We start from the raw sequence: 16,130 nt of genomic DNA on the forward strand, positions 1-16,130 counted from the left end.
GATTTTTCCCGTCAACGTGACCCTGAACTTTTTCCAGGGTCTATTTCTCCACCCGCACCGTCGTTGCGGAGCGAAGGATGGATGCTGAAACAAGTTCAGCATGACGGGTAAAGGGAAGGCACCTCCCAGAAAGCGAGCATATCCTTGAATTCCAACCGCTCCCCTGTCCCGCCCAAGGGCTTCATGTTCGACCTCGACGGCACGCTGATCCTCAGCGACCGCAAGCTCGGCGGATATACCGTCATCCCGGGCGCCGCAGAAACGCTCGCCGCCCTCGACGAGCGCGGCGTCCCGTGGATCGCGATGACCAACGGCAGCGCCTATCCGGCATCGGTTCAAGGCCCGAAGCTGCGCGCCGTCGGTCTGCCGATCCCCGACGAGCGTCTCTTCACGCCAAATTCGGTCGCCGCCCGAGCCACGGTGGAGCGTGGCTACGAGCGCGTTCTCGTTCTCGGCACATCGGGGGTGTCCGATGCGCTCGAACAGCTTGGCGTGCCATGCGTCGATCCCGCATCGGCCGATGCGCATTCGGCGGATGCGGTTTACGTGGCCTGGCATCCCGACTGCACGATGACCGATATCCACCTGGCCTGCGAGCGGGTACTCGAGGGAGCCGCCTTCCTGACGGCCTCCGACATCCCCTATTTCGCGGCACGGGACGGCCGCGCATTCGGATACAGCTGCGCGATCAACGGCGCAGTCGCGCGGATTACCGGAAGAGAGCCAGAGGCTTGCGGCAAACCCTCGGCGCTCGCGCTGCGTCTGGTTGCCGAACAGCTAGGCGTGGCGGAAAACGAGGTTGGCGTCGTGGGTGACGATGCCAAGGCAGAAATCGAGATGGCGCATTACGGCGGGGCCACCGGAATCGCCGTCACCAGCGGCTCGACCTCCCGCGATGAGTGGGAAGCCCAGACGGCTGACCGCAAGCCGGACCTGATCCTCGAGAATGTGGCCGACCTGCTGACGACCGGCTGGCTCGACTAGCGCACGATTCCGGCGCCGCGCGGGTAGAGCGGGTTCTTGCTGTCGTCAGGCGCCGCCGGGTCCTGCGCCTCGACCGCCGCCATCGAACGCGGGAGTTCGAATGGCAGGCGCCCCTTGGCGGTCGCCTTGCCGGTCAGCACGTCGAGCACCGCAGCGTCGCTCGCCCCGAAGTTGCCGAGGATCACGTCGGTGAGCGGCTCGACGCTGGTCAGCACCGCCGGGCGGTCGAGGAAGATCGCCAGCACCGTGGGAACATGTGCCTCGGCCTGCAGCAGTGCCTCGTAGGCTTCGTCGCCGGGCCGGAAGTCGAGCCGGCCCTCATGGTAAAGCCGGCCGAAGAAGTGATAGGGGTGCAGCAACTCCGAGGGCGTTTGTGCGCGGACGATGGCGACATCCGCCTGCGCCGGGTCGCCGACAACCGTCAGACCCGCGGCGCGAGCGGCGGCGGCGTCCATCCCGGAGAGCCAGACCCTTGCGCCGGGCTTGAGCGGCAGCACGCCCTTGTCCTTGAGGAGGACCTGCGCCTCGCGCTGGGTCCGCGCGGCGAGCGCAAAGTCCTCCGGAGTCCCCGCGGCGGCCTGCGCCCTGGCTGGATCGACATAGGGGTTCTCGAACAGCCCGAGGCGGAATTTGGGCAGCAGCACGCGGATGACCGATACATCGAGCCGGGCCTCGGACACTTCGCCCCCGACCACCGCGGCCAGCAACGGCCCCACATCGTCGGTCCCGCCGAACTGGTCGAGCCCGGCGGCAAGGCCCTTCACATAGCGTTGTCGCACCGTCAGGTCCTCGACGCCCCAGGCTGTAGAGATGTCCTGCGGGCGCTGCGGGGCTGCCGCAGTGGGCGCGCGGCAGCGCTCGTTGCAGTCGCGGGTAATCGCCCAGTCGGACAGCACGATGCCGTTGTAGCCGAACGTGCCGCGCAGCAGTCCGCCCAGCAGCTGCTCGCTGAAGCCCGGCCCCACTGGTTCGAGCGGCTGCCCGTCGAGCGTGGTGTCGGCCATGATCGGATAGGCCGGCATGACACCCGCGGTCTTCGCCGCCAATGCGCCGCGGAACGCTTCGATATGCAGGGGAAGGAATTTCCCCGGCCGGGCGAGACGGCCGTACCAGTTGTGCGCATCGAACCCCTCGGGCTCCGCGCCGTATCCGACCCAGTGCTTGACCACCGTCATCACCCCGTCGCGGGCAAGCCCGTCGTCACCGCCCTGGAAGCCGGCGACATAGGCCGCGCCGAGCCGGCTGGTGAGCGCGGCGTTGCTGCCGAATGTGCCGCTACCGCGAGCCCAGCGCGGCTCGGTCGCGAGATCGAGCTGCGGGGAGAGCGCCATGTGAATGCCCAGCGCACGGTACTCGCGCGCGGCGATGCGCCCGAAGCGGCGGACGAGCTCGGCGTCGCCTAGCGCGCCGAAGCCGAGCAGTTCGGCCCACTGGGTATTGCCCTTGGCCTCTGCCGAAGCGCCGAGCACGAACTGAAAATGATTGCGCGGATCGGTGCTCACGGTGACGGGGATGCCGAGCCGCGATCCTTCGCCCAGCTCCTGGACCGCGTTGTTCTGCGCCGCGAGGCCCGCGGGCGGGAGCGAGAGGCGGGTGATGAAGCTGGTGATGTGCTTGTCGTTAACGAGCGCGCCGAGCGCCTTCATGTCGTATGCCGCCGCCGCGCCGAGCTCGCCCTCCAGCCCCGGCAAGGTCGCGTGCATCAGCGTGCCGACCTTTTCCGCCACGGTCATGCGCGAGGCGAGATCGCGGGCCCGCGCCTGATCGTCGAGGCGCCAGTCCTCGTAGGGATCGAGTCGGCCGTTGGCGTCGAGATCGCGGAACCGAAATCCGTCGATGCGCAGTACGGGCTTAACCCGCGCCTCGATCGCGGGCTGCGGCGCCTGTGCGCCGACATTGGGTACGCATCCTTGCGTTAGAATGGCCGCAAGAGCCGCGCAGCCAAAGGCGGCGGACGAAACCCGGGTCTGCATGGTCATCGGCCTTTCCGGGAAGCACAATGACGCATGCCCCTGAGGAATCAACAGCGCTTCTTTCCGCGTGAGGTCGATGGCCCAGGCGCATCCTTTGACACTGTGAACGTTATCAAATACGAAAATTCCCAACGACGGAAAAGCGGATTGCATCCAGCGCCAGCAGAGATGCTTCCTTGGGAGGGCAACCACGTGAATGGCTAGGCGCAGGCAGGCTGTAACGATCAAGCATGTCGCTGCCGATGCGGGCGTGTCGTTGCAGACGGTCAGCCGCGTCATCAACGACGAGCCCAACGTCCGCCCGGAAATGAAGCAGCGGGTGCAGGCCTCGATCGACAAGCTCGGCTACGTCCCCTCGATCGCCGCGCAGCGAATGAGCGGCTCGCGCTCGTACCTGATCCTCGCCCTCAACGATCGCGAGCGAACCGTCGCCGACTGGCGCGCGCGCGCGGGCACCGATTGGGTCGACCAGATGCTTCTTGGCGGCATGCTCAAGTGCGCCGAGCACGGGTATCGCCTTCTCATAGAGCTGGTCGATACCCACAACGACCACGTCGAGCGCGAGCTGTCCGCGGCGCTGGCCGCGTTGCGGCCCGATGGCGTGATCCTGACGCAGCCGCATTCGGAAAACCCCCTGATCATCGGATTGCTCTCCAAACAGGGCATTCCGTTCGTGCGCATCGGCTCGCGCGGCAGCGGTGCGGGCATCGTGGTGCAGATGGACGACGAGCGGTCGGCGCGGCTCGCCACCGACCACCTGCTCGGCCGCGGTCACGAGCGGATCGGACTGATCGCCGGGCCGGAAGAGTACGGCGTGAGCGGCTGGCGCATCGACGGCTGGCGCGCGGCGATGGCCGAAGCGGGCGTCACGACCGCGGGCCTTCTGGCGCGAGGCGACTTCACCTTCGCGTCGGGCGAGAAGGCGGCGCGCGACCTGCTTGGCTCTCCCCGCCGCCCCACCGCCATCATCGCCAGCAACGACCAGATGGCCCTGGCCACGCTCAAAGTCGCGCGCGAACTCGGCCTTGACGTGCCCCGCGATCTTTCACTCATCAGCTTCGACAACACTCCGACGATACGCTTCACCCAACCCGGGCTGACCGCAATCGACCAGCCGATCGCCGAGACCGTATCGAAGGCCGTCGAACTGATCATCGCCGCGCAGCGGGGCGAGGACTTGCCCGAACAGCCCGTGATCGTGTCCGGCAGCCTCGTGGAACGCGGCTCGGTCTCGGCGCCAGCGGGGTGATCCGGCCCGATGCCCGCTGACCTGGCGACGCGAAACCAGTCGACCCGCTTCCTGCTGCTCTATGCCCTGGCGTGGGCCGGGGGCTCGGTTTCCTACGTTCCGTTCCTGTCCATCCTGTTGCCGGTTCGGGTCAGTGCGGTGGCCCCCGGGGCCAGCGTCGAGTGGCTGGCGCAGATCGCCTTCGTGGGCGCCGTGGCGGCCAGCCTCGGCAATATCGGTTTCGGATGGCTGAGCGACAAGACGGGCAGCCGCAGGGGACTGATCGTCGCCGGGGTGGCGATTTCCAGCACGCTGCTGGTGACCATGCCGATCACCCCGGACTATGGCCGGCTGCTGCTGCACATCGTCGCGTGGCAGCTGTCGCTCAACCTCATGCTCGCCCCGCTCGCCGCCTGGGCGGGGGACTGCATCCCGCACCATCAGAAGGGGGTCCTGGGCGGCCTGATCGCCTTCGCCCCGGCCATCGGCGCGATGTCGGGAGCCCTCGTGACCATGCCGGGTCTGGCGAGCGGCGACGGCAGGCTGTGGCTGGTCGCCGTCCTTGTCCCGCTGTGCGTGCTGCCGGCGGTGCTGATGGGCAAACCGCGTCCGTTCCCCGACCTGTTGCACAGCGGCGCCGCGGCCGTGCCGCTGCACCAAAAGCTCGCCCACCTCCTGCACTCCGCGGTCGGCAGAATGTGGATCGCGCGATTGCTGATCCAGATCGCCGAATCCGCACTGTTCGCCTATCTCTACGTCTGGCTGCGAACGCTCGACGAAAGTGTCGGCGACAACGACACAGCGCGCCTGTTCAGCATCGTTCTCGCCGGATCGGTTCCCATCGCGTTCCTTGCCGGGTACTGGTCGGATCGAAGCGGCCGCCCGGCCCGGCCGCTGGTCGTCGGGACGGCGCTCTCGGCCACCGGCCTGGTGGTCATGGGCCTTGCCGGTTCGGTGCCGGTCGCAGTCGCCGGATATTGCATCTTCGGACTAACCTCGACCGCGTTCCTTTCGCTCCATTCTGCGCAAACGCTTCGTTTCCTCTCGCGGCCGGAGCACCGAGGCCGCGATCTCGGGCTTTTCAACCTGACCAATACCGTGCCTTCGCTGGTCATGCCGTGGCTGGCCCTGGCCCTGGTACCAGTCTTCGGCTTCGGCGCGCTGTTCTTCCTTCTGGCCGGCTTCGCCGCCGCCTCGAGCATGCTGCTGCTTTCGCTATCGCGGCATGCCTGAAGGACGTTCCCACAAACCGATCGCGATCCGCTTGCCGGCGTCCTTTTGACTGAAGTGGCTCAATCATCGCCATTTCAGTGCCCCGCGCAGAGGTTCGCCCTTGCCTCTCACCGGACCGCCACACATGCTGCGCGCCAAACGCCTTGGGAGCGATCGAGATGCCTCGGATTAGCAACCTCCGCCTCGCCGCGGTTCTTTTCGTCGTCCTGACGCCGTGTGCGCCAATCCAGGCCCAGGCGCCAACACCCGCCCAGCTCGACGCAACGGCGCGCGATGTGACCCGGCTTGAATCGCTGCGAGCGGTCAAGGACTTGCAACGCAGCTACGCGCAATACGCCCAGTTCGGCCTGTGGAACGACATGGCCGACCTGTTTTCGCCGCACGGCAAGATCGTTTGGGGGGACGAGGTCGTCGAGGGCCGCAGCGCGATTGCCAGGTGGATCGCCGCCCATGGCGGGCCGGCGTCCGATCCGGGCGCGCTCAACACCGAACTGATCGACGATCCGCTGGTGAACCTGTCGGTCGATGGCCAGTCGGCCAAGGGACGCTGGCGCGGCCTCGCCTTGCGCGGCGACGGCAAGGGCCGTGCATGGATGGAAGGCGGACTGTACGAAAACGAATACGTGCTCGAAGGCGGTCGCTGGAAGATCGCCACCCTGCACTACTACCCGCAATACGAAGGCGATTACCGAACTGGCTGGAGCAATGTCGGGCAGAAGAGCCTGCCGATCATCCCGTATCACTTTAGGGTAGACGAGACCGGCATTCCGGTACCCAACCCGCAAGGTCCGCCGCCGGCCAGCGGCGCCACAGTCATGGCGCTGTCGAACCGCGTTGCGAACCTCAATGACCAGGACGACATCCGCAACCTGCAGAACGCCTACGGCTACTACGTCGATATGCGCATGTGGGACGACGTGACCGACCTGTTCGCCGCGGACGGGATGATCGATATCGGCGGCAAGGTGTACAAGGGCAAGGCCGGGGTCCGCGAGGCGATGCAACAGATGGGGCCGCAAGGTCTCAGCCACGGCATCCTGAACGACCACCTGCCGTTCGACACCCTGGTAAGCGTCATGCCGGGCGGCCTCGAGGCCTTCACCCGCGGTACCGAATTGGCCATGATCGGCGACGCCGACGCCGGCACGTCGAGTTGGCAGGTGAACGTATTCCGCAACCGGTTCGTACGCGAGGATGGACTGTGGAAGATTCGCGAGATGCGGATCACACCGGTGATGGACGCCGATCACGGCACAGGCTGGGGCACCGGCGGCAGGCTGGGGGCCGTCAGGCCGCCCATGCCGGCGTGGCTGGGGCCCAATCCGGCCACGGGCAAGCCGGTCGCAACCGCCGGTTTCAAACTTGCGGACACGAAGGCGCTCAGCGGCCCCGCGCCCGAGGGTTCGCGTCCCGAGACTACCGACCTGTCGGACGTGCAGCGCCGGCTGCTGCGCTCGCTGGCATGGGACGGAACAGAGAACGTCTCGTCCGCCTACGGCAATTGCCTCGACGACTTCCAGTGGCCGTGCATGTCGGGGATCTTCGCGGAAAAGGGCAACAAGCAATCGCCGTTCGCGGGCTACTACTTCGGCCGCGACCGGATCGCGGGCGCCGCGACGGCGATGTACGGCAAGACGCCCGATCCTTCGACCGTGATGCGCGAAAGACTGGCGGTCCACTGGCGCATCGCGCCTGTGATCAACGTTTCGCACGACGGCCGTTCGGCGCTTCTCAGGACTTATCTCTTCCACCCGAACACCGGAAAATACGATGCATCGAGCGGCGAGCCCAACAAGCCCGGCTCGATCCAGACCGGGATGTATCCCAACGATCAGGTCGTGCTGGAAGACGGCATCTGGCGGCTGTGGACGCTGACCATCGACGAGCCTTACATGATGATGCCCGACTGGCAGGGCGGCTGGTCGGCAGCCAAGCCGCCCGCTCCCGGTGGCGGGATGCGCGCCAGCCCCTTGCTGCAACGCTATCCGCCCGACCTCCTGCTGACCGATCTGGGCCGACGCGAAGAAGGGTTTGCTGGGGGCACCGGCACCAAGATCGACTGGCCTGGCATCCTCCCGATGTGGTTCCACTATCGCAACCCGGTGAGCGGCCGGGAGCCGCCGCATTACTGGCCCGACTGTGTTCCCTGCGAAATCAGGCCGGAGGTCCGATTGACCAGCAACGGTTACCAGATGCCGCCAACCGGCCCCTCGGTCGACGGTGTGGAACTGACCCTTCCGGATCCGGCCGATGCACCGAAGGCGGTAAAGTAGAATGGGCCCGCACCACCTGGTCCGGCGCCTGAGCATCGCGCTGATCGCCGCGCTGGCCCTCGCCTCGACCCAGGCCAGCGCCGCTGACTGCGATCGCGCCTGCCTGTCGGGCATGCTGACACGCTATATCGACGCCCTCGTGGCGCACGATCCCTCGGCGCTCCCGCTGACAGCGAACGCGCGCTTTACCGAGGATTCGCACGAACTCCGGCTGGGCGAAGGACTGTGGCAGACCGTCACGCGCAAGGGCGACTTCCGGCACGACTACCTCGACACCTCGAAGCATGTGGCAGCGGCGCATGTCGAGCTATTCGAAGGCGCCGTTCCGGTGCTCTATTCGGTGCTGCTGCACATGGACGGCGAGCAGATTGCCGGCATCGAAACGCTGGTCCAGCGCGTCACGCCCGATTCCCGCTTCCAGCCGACCGAACTCGGCGCACCGATCCGGGGCATGAACGATCCTGTCCCTCCCGGAGAAAAGCAATCGCGCGCCGCGCTGATCGCCACCGCGCTGACTTATGCCGATGGCCTTCGGGTCGGCAATTTCACCGACGCTGGAACGGCGTTCGCCGAGCAAGCCTATCGGGTGGAGAACGGGGTGATCACCGCGTACGAAGCCTTCAAGATCTGGGGCGGGCAGATTCGCGCGATTAACGCCTTCTTTGCGACCCTGCCAATTTCGACCCCTCGTGCCTGGCCCTCTGCCGACCCCTTGCCGCAGCGCTGAATACCGGCGCTGAACCCGCCGATTTGACTGGAAACCCGGATGAATATGCTCGACCCGCTTTTTTCGCTGACCGGCAAGATTGCTCTCGTTACCGGCGGCGGCCGGGGTATCGGCGCGATGATCGCCCGCGGGCTCGTCGGGCGGGGTGTGAGAACGTATATCACCGGGCGCGACCCGGGCCAGATCGACGCGTTCGCGCAAGAGCTGGCCGGTCCGGGCGGTGAGTGCATCGGCCTGGCGGCCGAACTCAGCGACCAAAGCGGCCCCGGGAAGCTCGCGGAGCAACTCGCCGAACGAGAGGAACGTCTTCACATACTGGTCAACAACGCGGGCGCGAACGCAGCCGGCAGCCTGGCCGCCATGACGGTGGAGGACTGGGACCTGGTCATGAACGTCAATGTTCGGGCGGCGTTCTTCCTCACCCAGCAATTGCTGCCGCAACTCCGGGCAGCGGCAAACGACGACGACCCTGCCCGGGTTATCAACGTCGGCTCGATCGGCGGGCTGCACATTCCCAATTGGGAGGCGCATGCCTACAACACTTCGAAGGCCGCGATCCATCACCTGACCCGGTCGCTATGCAAGGCGCTGGGCAGGGACCGCGTCACCGTCAACGCCATCGCGCCAGGGCCATTTCCGTCCGGACTGACCGACACGAGTTCCGATGCGGTGAAGAACAGCATTGCGACACACGTCCCGCTTGGCCGCCCGGGGACCGCCGAAGATGCCGAAGGCGCGGTGGTATTTCTCGCCTCGCGCGCCGGCGCTTATGTCAATGGAACGACCATTCCGCTCGACGGCGGCTATATCGCCGCACTCTGAGGGGAAAAAGAGACGGGCCGTTCACGGCTTGCTGGCCCTGGCATCCGCCGTACCCTCGATAATGAACAGCCGGCTGTCCGCCGAGGATTGCCGAAGCGGCGCTATCGCCTCGTACTCAGGCGAATATTCGAACACCTTGGCCTGTGCCAGGCTCGCAAATTCGATGATCATCACACGCTCGGCCGGCGGCGTGCCTTCGACGGCCACGGTCGTTCCGCCCCGGGTCAGGAATGTGCCGCCGTATTTCTGGATGATCGGGAAAGCGGCGGCGGCATATCGCCGATAGGCGGCGAGATCCTTCACCGTAATCTCGGCTACGACATAGGCCTTCGGCGGGGGCAGTGCAGCGGACGAAAGTGCGCCGGCGGCACAGGCTGCCAGCGCGGCGGCGCCCACGAGCGCGACGAAAGGCTTCGCATGCATCGATCGATCCCTTTAGGTCGCGGCTTCAAGAAACATCGGCGCAGCGGTTCGAGGCCCACTTCGCAGGCTGCCGATTGGCGCGGGTTGCGGGGCGAACGGTTCTGGTGAGGGACCCTCCAGCTGCGCCGAAATCTCCCGGGCCAAGCCGGTGAGCCCGGGTACATAGCGCTCCGCCGCCTGGCGCGGCGTCATGGCCGCAGAAATCCAGGTGAATCCCAAGGTGGCGAGAACGCTTCCGTTCTCGAAAACCGGCACCGCAATCGTCGACGAGCGCGGGTTGCACAACGGGTCTCGAAAGGCGTAGCCGCACTCGCGAACCCGAGCGATCATCGCGGAGACCGCTTCATCGTCCATCGGCGGCTCAACGCCCGATTGCTGGTTGCGTCGCAGGATCGACAGCAGAATTTCCTGCTCGTGGCGAGCGCTGTGGGCAAGATAAGCGCGCCCCATAGCGTGCGACAGCAGGCTCAGGCGTCGTTCGAGCGCGGCGTGTTCGAGCGACATCGCGGTGAACCTGATGGTGCAGGCGCGCACCACCATGGCATCGAGGTCGAACAGGGCCAGCGACAGCGGCCACCCCTCGCGCCGGGTGAATTCGATCATTGGGATTTCGGCCACCTCGACGATCCGCGGTTCATGATGAAAGCCGCTGGAAAGCGACTTGACGCTGCCGAGCAGCCGGTAGGCCCCGTACGTCGAAGACCGGGTGGCCAGGCCTTTCGCCTCGAGCGTACGCAAAAGCCGCACGAGCGAAGGCTTCGGCAAGCCGGTGTCGCAATGTAGGTCGTGGAGTGTCGAAAACGGACGCCGGTTGAGCGCCCGCAGGACATCGATCGCCCGTTCGACCGAGCGAATGCTGCCTCCCTTTTCGCTGTGAGTTTGCCGCTCCACTCCGACGTCCTCGAATCCCATTGAGTCGGCTCCGGAATCCTTGCTGTGCCTTGCACCTTCGAAAGCTCGGGCCGGTCGTTCCTTGCAATTCACCATAGGAAGTTTCCGCACAGCGGAATGGCCCAAAACGGCTCGCTGATCTGACCGAAAAGGATCGGTCGCGTTTGCCCGCCGGCTCCCGCCCAAAGCCCAGGCCCAACCCGCTGCGACGACGAGGATTTCGCCACGCGAAAAGCTGCGAAATCAGCCTTTCAGGCCGCCTCCGCCGGCCATAGACGTCGCCGCCACAAACACAGAACGGTGCGGAGCGGAGATGGTTGAGGGTAGCGCAGCGCTGACGGGCGGAGGCGACGTCGAAGCACGCGTGAACGCCTTGTTGGTGGGCGCGATCGACATGCACTGCCACAGCGGTCCTTCGGTCATGCCGCGGATGATCGATCACATCGAGGCGCTGCAAGAGGCGTCCGAAGCCGGAATGCGAGCGCTGCTGTTCAAGGACCATTTCTACTCGGCGACGCCCGTCACCGAGCTTCTCACTGCGCACTTCGGGCACCTGAAAGTCACGATGTTCTCCGGCGTGCCGCTCAACGACACGTCGGGTGGTCTCAATCCCTACGCGGTCGACCATGGCCTCAAGCTGGGAGCAAGGCTGGTCTGGATGCCGACGTTTTCGGCCGCCAACCACATCCGCCACAACCGCCACGGCCACTTGCTGCCGACCAGCCAGCCGATGAAGCGGCCGAAGATGCTCACCGTCGTGGACGAAGACGGGCGGATCAAAGACGAGGTCAAGGAAATCCTCGACCAGATCGCCGAGTTCGACGCGGTCCTGTCCGCCGGCCATCTGCACATCTCGGAAATCTGGCCACTGTTCGAAGAAGCCAAGTCCCGCGGCGTGGATCGGCGCCTCGTCCAGCATCCGACTTACACCATCGATGCGACATACGCGGATATCCGCGAACTGACCGATGGCGGCGCCTACATCGAGCATTCGCTTTGCATGTTCATCCCGGAATCGCGCTTCAACTACTATCCGAGCGACGAGCTGCGCGACGTCATCGACGCGGGGGGCACCGAGCGGACGATCCTCGGCTCGGATCTCGGTCAGATCGACAATCCGACTCCGGTCAGCGGCTTTCGTTCGGTCATCCGCCTGTGCATCGAGCTCGGCTTCGACGACGCGCAAATACGCCGCCTGGTCGGCGGCAACGCGGCTAGCCTTCTCGGACTGCCGTCATGAGCCGGTCGTCGCTCGAGAGAAATCAGAACATTCGAATGGGAGTTGCTTAAGATGAGGAAAATTGGGCAGAATCGCGTTTCCGTGCTGGCGCTCGCCGCGGCAGCCGCGGTGGCCACGCCGGCTCTGGCGCAGGATGCCGGAACGGGTGACGCGGCAAAGAACGCTACGGCGTCTCAGGATTCCGGGGGCATCGCCGACATCGTCGTGACCGCTACGCGCCAGTCCACCAATATGCAGGACACCCCGATCGCCATCACGGCGGTAACGGCCGAGGCCCTCGAGGAACGCGGCCTCAAGTCGGTTGCGGATCTCACTGCGGTGGTGCCGAACGCGGAATTCCGCCGCACTCACGGTGCCTTCGGTCCCGGAGTTTCGGCCTCGATCCGCGGCATCGGCGCAAGCGACACCAACATCGGTAACGATCCGGTGGTCGCCTACTACGTCGACGACATTTACTATCCGACGCTGCTGGGTTCCAACTTCGACTTGCTCGACATCGATCACGTCGAGGTCCTGCGCGGACCGCAGGGGACGCTGTTCGGGCGCAACTCGCTGGCAGGTGCGGTCAATATCGTCTCGAAGCAGCCGCGTTTCGACGAACGGTCCGGATATATCCAGATGACGGTCGGCAGCTATCATCGCACCGACGTTCGCGCGGGCTTCAACATCCCACTGGGCGAGAACCTCGCGCTGATGGCCTCGGGCGTTTACAAGAAGCGCCAGGGATACCAGCGCGTGCTCGACTTCGCCTGCGAGATGAACCGGCGCGGCACGCCCGGGTTGATCGGCGACATCCCGCCCTACGACCTCGCGAAGACCAGCAACCCCAAATTCTCACCCAAAGACTGCGTCATCGGCCATCTCGGCGGCGAGGACGTGCAAGCCGTGCGCGGCAGCCTCGCCTGGGAGCCGGCCAGCAACGTCAGACTGACGGTGACCGGCGAATACATTCGCGATACGTCGGAGAACCCTGCCGACACCACACTATCGCTGAATCCGGCGCTCAACACTCCGAACGAGAACGCCTCGTTCGCCTACTACAACGCCGCATACGATTCGCGCTTCATCACCGGCGACCCGTATTCGACCTACGAGACATACAACGATCCGATCGGCGCCGGTACGGTCATCCCAGGGCACAGCTATTACAACGGCATGTCGACCCACGGCGGCCATACGCTCGACCCCAGGGGCAACCTGACCAACTGGGGGTTCTCGGCAAAGCTGGTGGTCGGGCTCACCGACACGATCGACCTGACCGCCATCGCCGGATACCGCTCGCTCGACGAGACGCACGTCTACCAGAAGGACGGCACACCGCTTCAGACCGAGATGACCACCAACGTCGTCACCAATGACTATTTCACCGGGGAGCTACGTCTTTCGGGCAAGTCCGACTGGATCGATTGGGTCGTCGGCGCCTTCTACTTCGATGCCAGCGGGTTCCAGCACGCCGTCATCGACCAGCCGCGTACGGGCCTCATCCGCTATCTGAACAACAGCTTCGATCCGCTCAGCAAGGCGGTATACGCCAACGCGACGATCCGCCCGTTCGACAACGGCCTCAGCTTCACTGGCGGTCTGCGCTATTCGGACGACAAGAAGGTGGTTTCGCTTTCGAACCTGGTCGAAACCACGCCGAATCCCGGCGACATCGAATTCGCGGTCACGCCGCAGGCGAAAGTCGTGAGCTGGAAAGCGGGCGTGAACTACGAGGTCAGCTCGGACGTCCTGCTCTATGCATCGGCGGCGACGGGCTACACTCTACCGGGCTTCAACCCGCGGCCGCAGCAGCCCAGCCAGATCGCCCAGTTCGACGGCAACGAAGACATTGCCTACGAACTCGGTGCCAAGCTCGACCTGTTCGACCGGCGGCTGCGCCTCAATCTCGCAGGTTTCTATACCGACTTCAACAAGCGCCCGCAGGCGCTGGGCGGGCAGGAAATCCTGCTCGACGCCAACGGCAATCCCACGTCCGGCAACAGTGTCGTCATTCCGCTTCCCAATGGCCCCGACGGCTCGACCACCTGCCGGGCGCGCACCGCCGATGAAATCGCCAACAACGTGACCGGCTATTCGTGCATCATCCGCAATTACTACATAAACACGCCGGCCACGATCTGGGGCTTCGAAGCAGAAATGACCGCCGAACCGGTCGACGGGCTTCTGATCAACGGCGCGCTCGGCTATCACAAGTTCAGTTCGCCGGACATCGACAGCAGGGCGATCAACCCGCGCCAGGCCGAGCCGTTCTGGAGCGCCAACGCCGGGATCCAGTACCTCATCGAAGGCGCGCCGCTCGGCGGGACGATCACCCCGCGCGTGGACTGGAGCTACCAAGGCAGCACGGCGCCCAGCACGCGGACGACCAACTGGAACCAGCCGGGCTATTCGCTGGTCAACGCGCGGTTGACTTATGCCCTGCCCGACGATGGCTTCACCATCGCGGCGGGGGTGACGAACCTGTTCGACAAGATCCACTACGACAACTTCTTCATCCTGCAGGACTTCGGCCAATCGAACGTCCAGGGGCAGCCGGCCGCGCCGCGGCAGTGGTACCTGCAATTCGAGAAGAAGTTCTGAGCCTCCCGAGCGGCAGGCGACCGGGTCCGAAGGCCGATGGCTTTCGGACCCAATTCATTTCGGAAGCGATTTATGGTCGGGGCGAAGGCGCCCGCAACGGCAACTATTGTTCGAGGCCGGCCTCGATCAGGGACGCGCGGTGGCGACGGGCATTGTCGACGTAATGCTGCGTCTGCTTTGCCATGCCCGCGAGTTCTTCGTGACGGAGTTCGCGCCGGAATACCGCCGGCCGACCCGCCCATAGCTGCGCTGCGGGGATAGCCTTGCCCGGCGTGAGCATGGCCCCGGCGGCCAGCATGGCCCCGCTTCCCAGCCGGCTCGCATCCATGACGATGGCGCCCATGCCCACGAACGCGCGATCCTCGACAACGCAGCCGTGCAGGATGGCCATGTGGCCCACCAGGACATCGTCGCCGATTACCGTCGGAAGGCCTTCGGCGCCCGGCCGCGGACCTTCGACGTGCACGATGGTACCGTCCTGCAGGTTCGAGCGTGCGCCGATGACGATGCTGTTGATGTCGCCGCGCAGAACGCAATTGTACCAGATGCTGGCTTCGGGTCCGATCTCGACGTCGCCGATGATCCGGGCACCAGGAGCGACAAACGCGCTCGCGTGGATGCGCGGAGTCTTGCCATCGAACGGGAGGATAGTGAGGCGACCGCTCATCGCCAAATCACGCGGCTGCGGTCGTCACACTGTCGAGGCGATAGATGCGCGCCGCGTTGTCGTGCAGAAACTTGCAGCTCTCGACTTCCGACAGCTCGCCGGCCGCTTCGCGCGCCATGGCGACCTTGGTGGCGTAATCCCACAACATGCTCTGCCCTACGTCCGAGCCCCAGACGAGTCGGTCTGGACCAAACACGTCCACCATCCGGCGGATTAGCCCCGCCGCGGGAACCCCGGCCTTTACCAGCCGCTCCATGTTGATCTCGGTGATTTTGAAATAGACGTTCGGCACGTCGGCGAAGATCGCGATGGTCCCCTCGATGCCATAGTCCGGCGGCGGCGGCATGGTCACGGTTTCACCTGCCTGCTCACGCAGGGCGACCTCGTACTGTGACATGCCATAGGGCATTGCGCCGTGGTCGAGGATGATCGCCAGCTCCGGGAACTTGCCCGCGATTAGCTTGATCAGCGGGAGGACATAGGACAGCTGGTTGTCGAACACGATGATCGTCATCGGCGTGCCCAGCTCGGCGCATGCCTGCCATATTTTCATGGCCGTGGGCGAACTCATCCATCCGGTGTCAAGGATCCAGGGGCGACTGTTGGCCATGCGGAACCCGGCGACGCCGTCGTTCCGCACCATCCGGCGATAGGTGTCCGGCGTTGCCGGGTCCTGCGTATCCAGGATCACTATCGGATGAAACCTGCCGGGGAACCGGCGTGCCGAATCGAGGATGTAGCTGTTGTCGTAGCCGTAGACGTGGCCGCGCTGGACCAGGCAGGCATGGTCGACACCGTGCAGGTCCATCAGGGCCAACAGGGCTTCGGCCGTCACCGTGAAGGCCGGCCGCTCCGGAACCGGGAGGTCAGGTGTGAACGGGCGGGCGCGATAGGTTTCCCAATCGTCGGCTATCAGATGAGCGTGCGTGTCGAGTAGATTGGCCGACATGCCTCCACTGTTCCTCCCATTCCAGGGCGTTTCCGCCCCGGCTCCAAACCGACATACTCGCACACCGGTCCAAGGCGTTACTCGGTCAACGAGCGGGTCCCCCGGAGGCAATATTCGAACCAGCGATCATGGCCCTG

At 65.3% G+C, this 16,130-nt stretch carries 13 protein-coding genes; 8 read left to right on the forward strand and 5 right to left on the reverse strand.

Features of this window, described 5'->3' with window-relative positions:
- The first annotated feature begins 144 nt into the window (after window positions 1-144).
- The gene (locus Q7I88_RS15200) at window positions 145-984 is read left to right on the forward strand and encodes an HAD-IIA family hydrolase (RefSeq protein WP_305096749.1); all 840 of its coding nucleotides are present in this window, start codon (window positions 145-147) and stop codon (window positions 982-984) included.
- Here the strand turns inward: Q7I88_RS15200 and Q7I88_RS15205 are convergent.
- Window positions 981-2,963 carry a glycoside hydrolase family 3 protein gene (locus Q7I88_RS15205; RefSeq protein WP_305096750.1) on the reverse strand — a complete coding sequence of 661 codons (1,983 nt, stop codon included), beginning with the start codon at window positions 2,961-2,963 and terminating at the stop codon, window positions 981-983. The two genes, Q7I88_RS15200 and Q7I88_RS15205, sit on opposite strands and share 4 nt — an antisense overlap.
- A 190-nt stretch (window positions 2,964-3,153) precedes the next feature.
- Between Q7I88_RS15205 and Q7I88_RS15210 the strand changes: the two genes are divergently transcribed.
- The 5 genes from Q7I88_RS15210 to Q7I88_RS15230 all read left to right on the forward strand — a co-directional run bounded on the left by Q7I88_RS15210 (window position 3,154) and on the right by Q7I88_RS15230 (window position 9,240).
- Complete coding sequence (locus tag Q7I88_RS15210) at window positions 3,154-4,206, forward strand: LacI family DNA-binding transcriptional regulator (RefSeq protein WP_305096751.1); 1,053 nt, start codon at window positions 3,154-3,156, stop codon at window positions 4,204-4,206.
- Between the two features lie 9 nt (window positions 4,207-4,215).
- Complete coding sequence (locus Q7I88_RS15215; RefSeq protein WP_305096752.1) at window positions 4,216-5,418, forward strand: MFS transporter; 1,203 nt, start codon at window positions 4,216-4,218, stop codon at window positions 5,416-5,418.
- A 158-nt stretch (window positions 5,419-5,576) separates the two neighbouring features.
- The gene (locus tag Q7I88_RS15220) at window positions 5,577-7,691 is read left to right on the forward strand and encodes a nuclear transport factor 2 family protein (protein WP_305096753.1); all 2,115 of its coding nucleotides are present in this window, start codon (window positions 5,577-5,579) and stop codon (window positions 7,689-7,691) included.
- A 1-nt stretch (window position 7,692) separates the two neighbouring features.
- The gene (locus tag Q7I88_RS15225) at window positions 7,693-8,418 is read left to right on the forward strand and encodes a DUF8021 domain-containing protein (protein WP_305096754.1); all 726 of its coding nucleotides are present in this window, start codon (window positions 7,693-7,695) and stop codon (window positions 8,416-8,418) included.
- Window positions 8,419-8,457: 39 nt separating this feature from the next.
- Window positions 8,458-9,240 carry an SDR family oxidoreductase gene (locus tag Q7I88_RS15230; RefSeq protein ID WP_305096755.1) on the forward strand — a complete coding sequence of 261 codons (783 nt, stop codon included), beginning with the start codon at window positions 8,458-8,460 and terminating at the stop codon, window positions 9,238-9,240.
- A gap of 21 nt (window positions 9,241-9,261) precedes the next feature.
- Here Q7I88_RS15230 and Q7I88_RS15235 read toward each other — a convergent pair whose 3' ends face one another.
- Both Q7I88_RS15235 and Q7I88_RS15240 read right to left on the reverse strand, forming a co-directional pair.
- The gene (locus Q7I88_RS15235; RefSeq protein ID WP_305096756.1) at window positions 9,262-9,663 is read right to left on the reverse strand and encodes a DUF1330 domain-containing protein; all 402 of its coding nucleotides are present in this window, start codon (window positions 9,661-9,663) and stop codon (window positions 9,262-9,264) included.
- A 12-nt stretch (window positions 9,664-9,675) separates the two neighbouring features.
- A complete protein-coding gene (locus Q7I88_RS15240) occupies window positions 9,676-10,575 on the reverse strand; it encodes a helix-turn-helix domain-containing protein (protein ID WP_305096757.1) in 900 nt (299 codons plus the stop codon).
- A gap of 292 nt (window positions 10,576-10,867) precedes the next feature.
- Between Q7I88_RS15240 and Q7I88_RS15245 the strand changes: the two genes are divergently transcribed.
- Complete coding sequence (locus tag Q7I88_RS15245) at window positions 10,868-11,794, forward strand: DUF6282 family protein (RefSeq protein WP_305096758.1); 927 nt, start codon at window positions 10,868-10,870, stop codon at window positions 11,792-11,794.
- Between the two features lie 51 nt (window positions 11,795-11,845).
- Window positions 11,846-14,377, forward strand: coding sequence for a TonB-dependent receptor (locus Q7I88_RS15250; RefSeq protein ID WP_305096759.1), 2,532 nt, complete (start codon window positions 11,846-11,848; stop codon window positions 14,375-14,377).
- 103 nt (window positions 14,378-14,480) lie between these two features.
- Here the strand turns inward: Q7I88_RS15250 and Q7I88_RS15255 are convergent, their stop codons facing one another.
- Entirely contained in the window at window positions 14,481-15,044 is a 564-nt protein-coding gene (locus Q7I88_RS15255; RefSeq protein ID WP_305096760.1) for a gamma carbonic anhydrase family protein, read from the reverse strand.
- Between the two features lie 7 nt (window positions 15,045-15,051).
- Window positions 15,052-15,993 (reverse strand): amidohydrolase family protein, encoded by a 942-nt coding sequence (locus Q7I88_RS15260; protein WP_305096761.1) that lies wholly within the window; start codon window positions 15,991-15,993, stop codon window positions 15,052-15,054.
- Window positions 15,994-16,130: the final 137 nt, after the last annotated feature.

The sequence above is a fragment of the Croceibacterium aestuarii genome, assembly GCF_030657335.1.
In the GTDB taxonomy this organism is placed as follows: Bacteria; Pseudomonadota; Alphaproteobacteria; order Sphingomonadales; family Sphingomonadaceae; genus Croceibacterium_B; species Croceibacterium_B aestuarii.

What these genes read in the sequence shown, in the direction of transcription:
- Q7I88_RS15205 (WP_305096750.1), bottom strand. Translation starts at nt 2,963, where the DNA reads ATGACCATGCAGACCCGGGTTTCGTCCGCCGCCTTTGGCTGCGCGGCT.
- Q7I88_RS15210 (WP_305096751.1), top strand. Translation starts at nt 3,154, where the DNA reads ATGGCTAGGCGCAGGCAGGCTGTAACGATCAAGCATGTCGCTGCCGAT.
- Q7I88_RS15215 (WP_305096752.1), top strand. Translation starts at nt 4,216, where the DNA reads ATGCCCGCTGACCTGGCGACGCGAAACCAGTCGACCCGCTTCCTGCTG.
- Q7I88_RS15220 (WP_305096753.1), top strand. Translation starts at nt 5,577, where the DNA reads ATGCCTCGGATTAGCAACCTCCGCCTCGCCGCGGTTCTTTTCGTCGTC.
- Q7I88_RS15225 (WP_305096754.1), top strand. Translation starts at nt 7,693, where the DNA reads ATGGGCCCGCACCACCTGGTCCGGCGCCTGAGCATCGCGCTGATCGCC.
- Q7I88_RS15230 (WP_305096755.1), top strand. Translation starts at nt 8,458, where the DNA reads ATGAATATGCTCGACCCGCTTTTTTCGCTGACCGGCAAGATTGCTCTC.
- Q7I88_RS15235 (WP_305096756.1), bottom strand. Translation starts at nt 9,663, where the DNA reads ATGCATGCGAAGCCTTTCGTCGCGCTCGTGGGCGCCGCCGCGCTGGCA.
- Q7I88_RS15240 (WP_305096757.1), bottom strand. Translation starts at nt 10,575, where the DNA reads ATGGGATTCGAGGACGTCGGAGTGGAGCGGCAAACTCACAGCGAAAAG.
- Q7I88_RS15245 (WP_305096758.1), top strand. Translation starts at nt 10,868, where the DNA reads ATGGTTGAGGGTAGCGCAGCGCTGACGGGCGGAGGCGACGTCGAAGCA.
- Q7I88_RS15250 (WP_305096759.1), top strand. Translation starts at nt 11,846, where the DNA reads ATGAGGAAAATTGGGCAGAATCGCGTTTCCGTGCTGGCGCTCGCCGCG.
- Q7I88_RS15255 (WP_305096760.1), bottom strand. Translation starts at nt 15,044, where the DNA reads ATGAGCGGTCGCCTCACTATCCTCCCGTTCGATGGCAAGACTCCGCGC.
- Q7I88_RS15260 (WP_305096761.1), bottom strand. Translation starts at nt 15,993, where the DNA reads ATGTCGGCCAATCTACTCGACACGCACGCTCATCTGATAGCCGACGAT.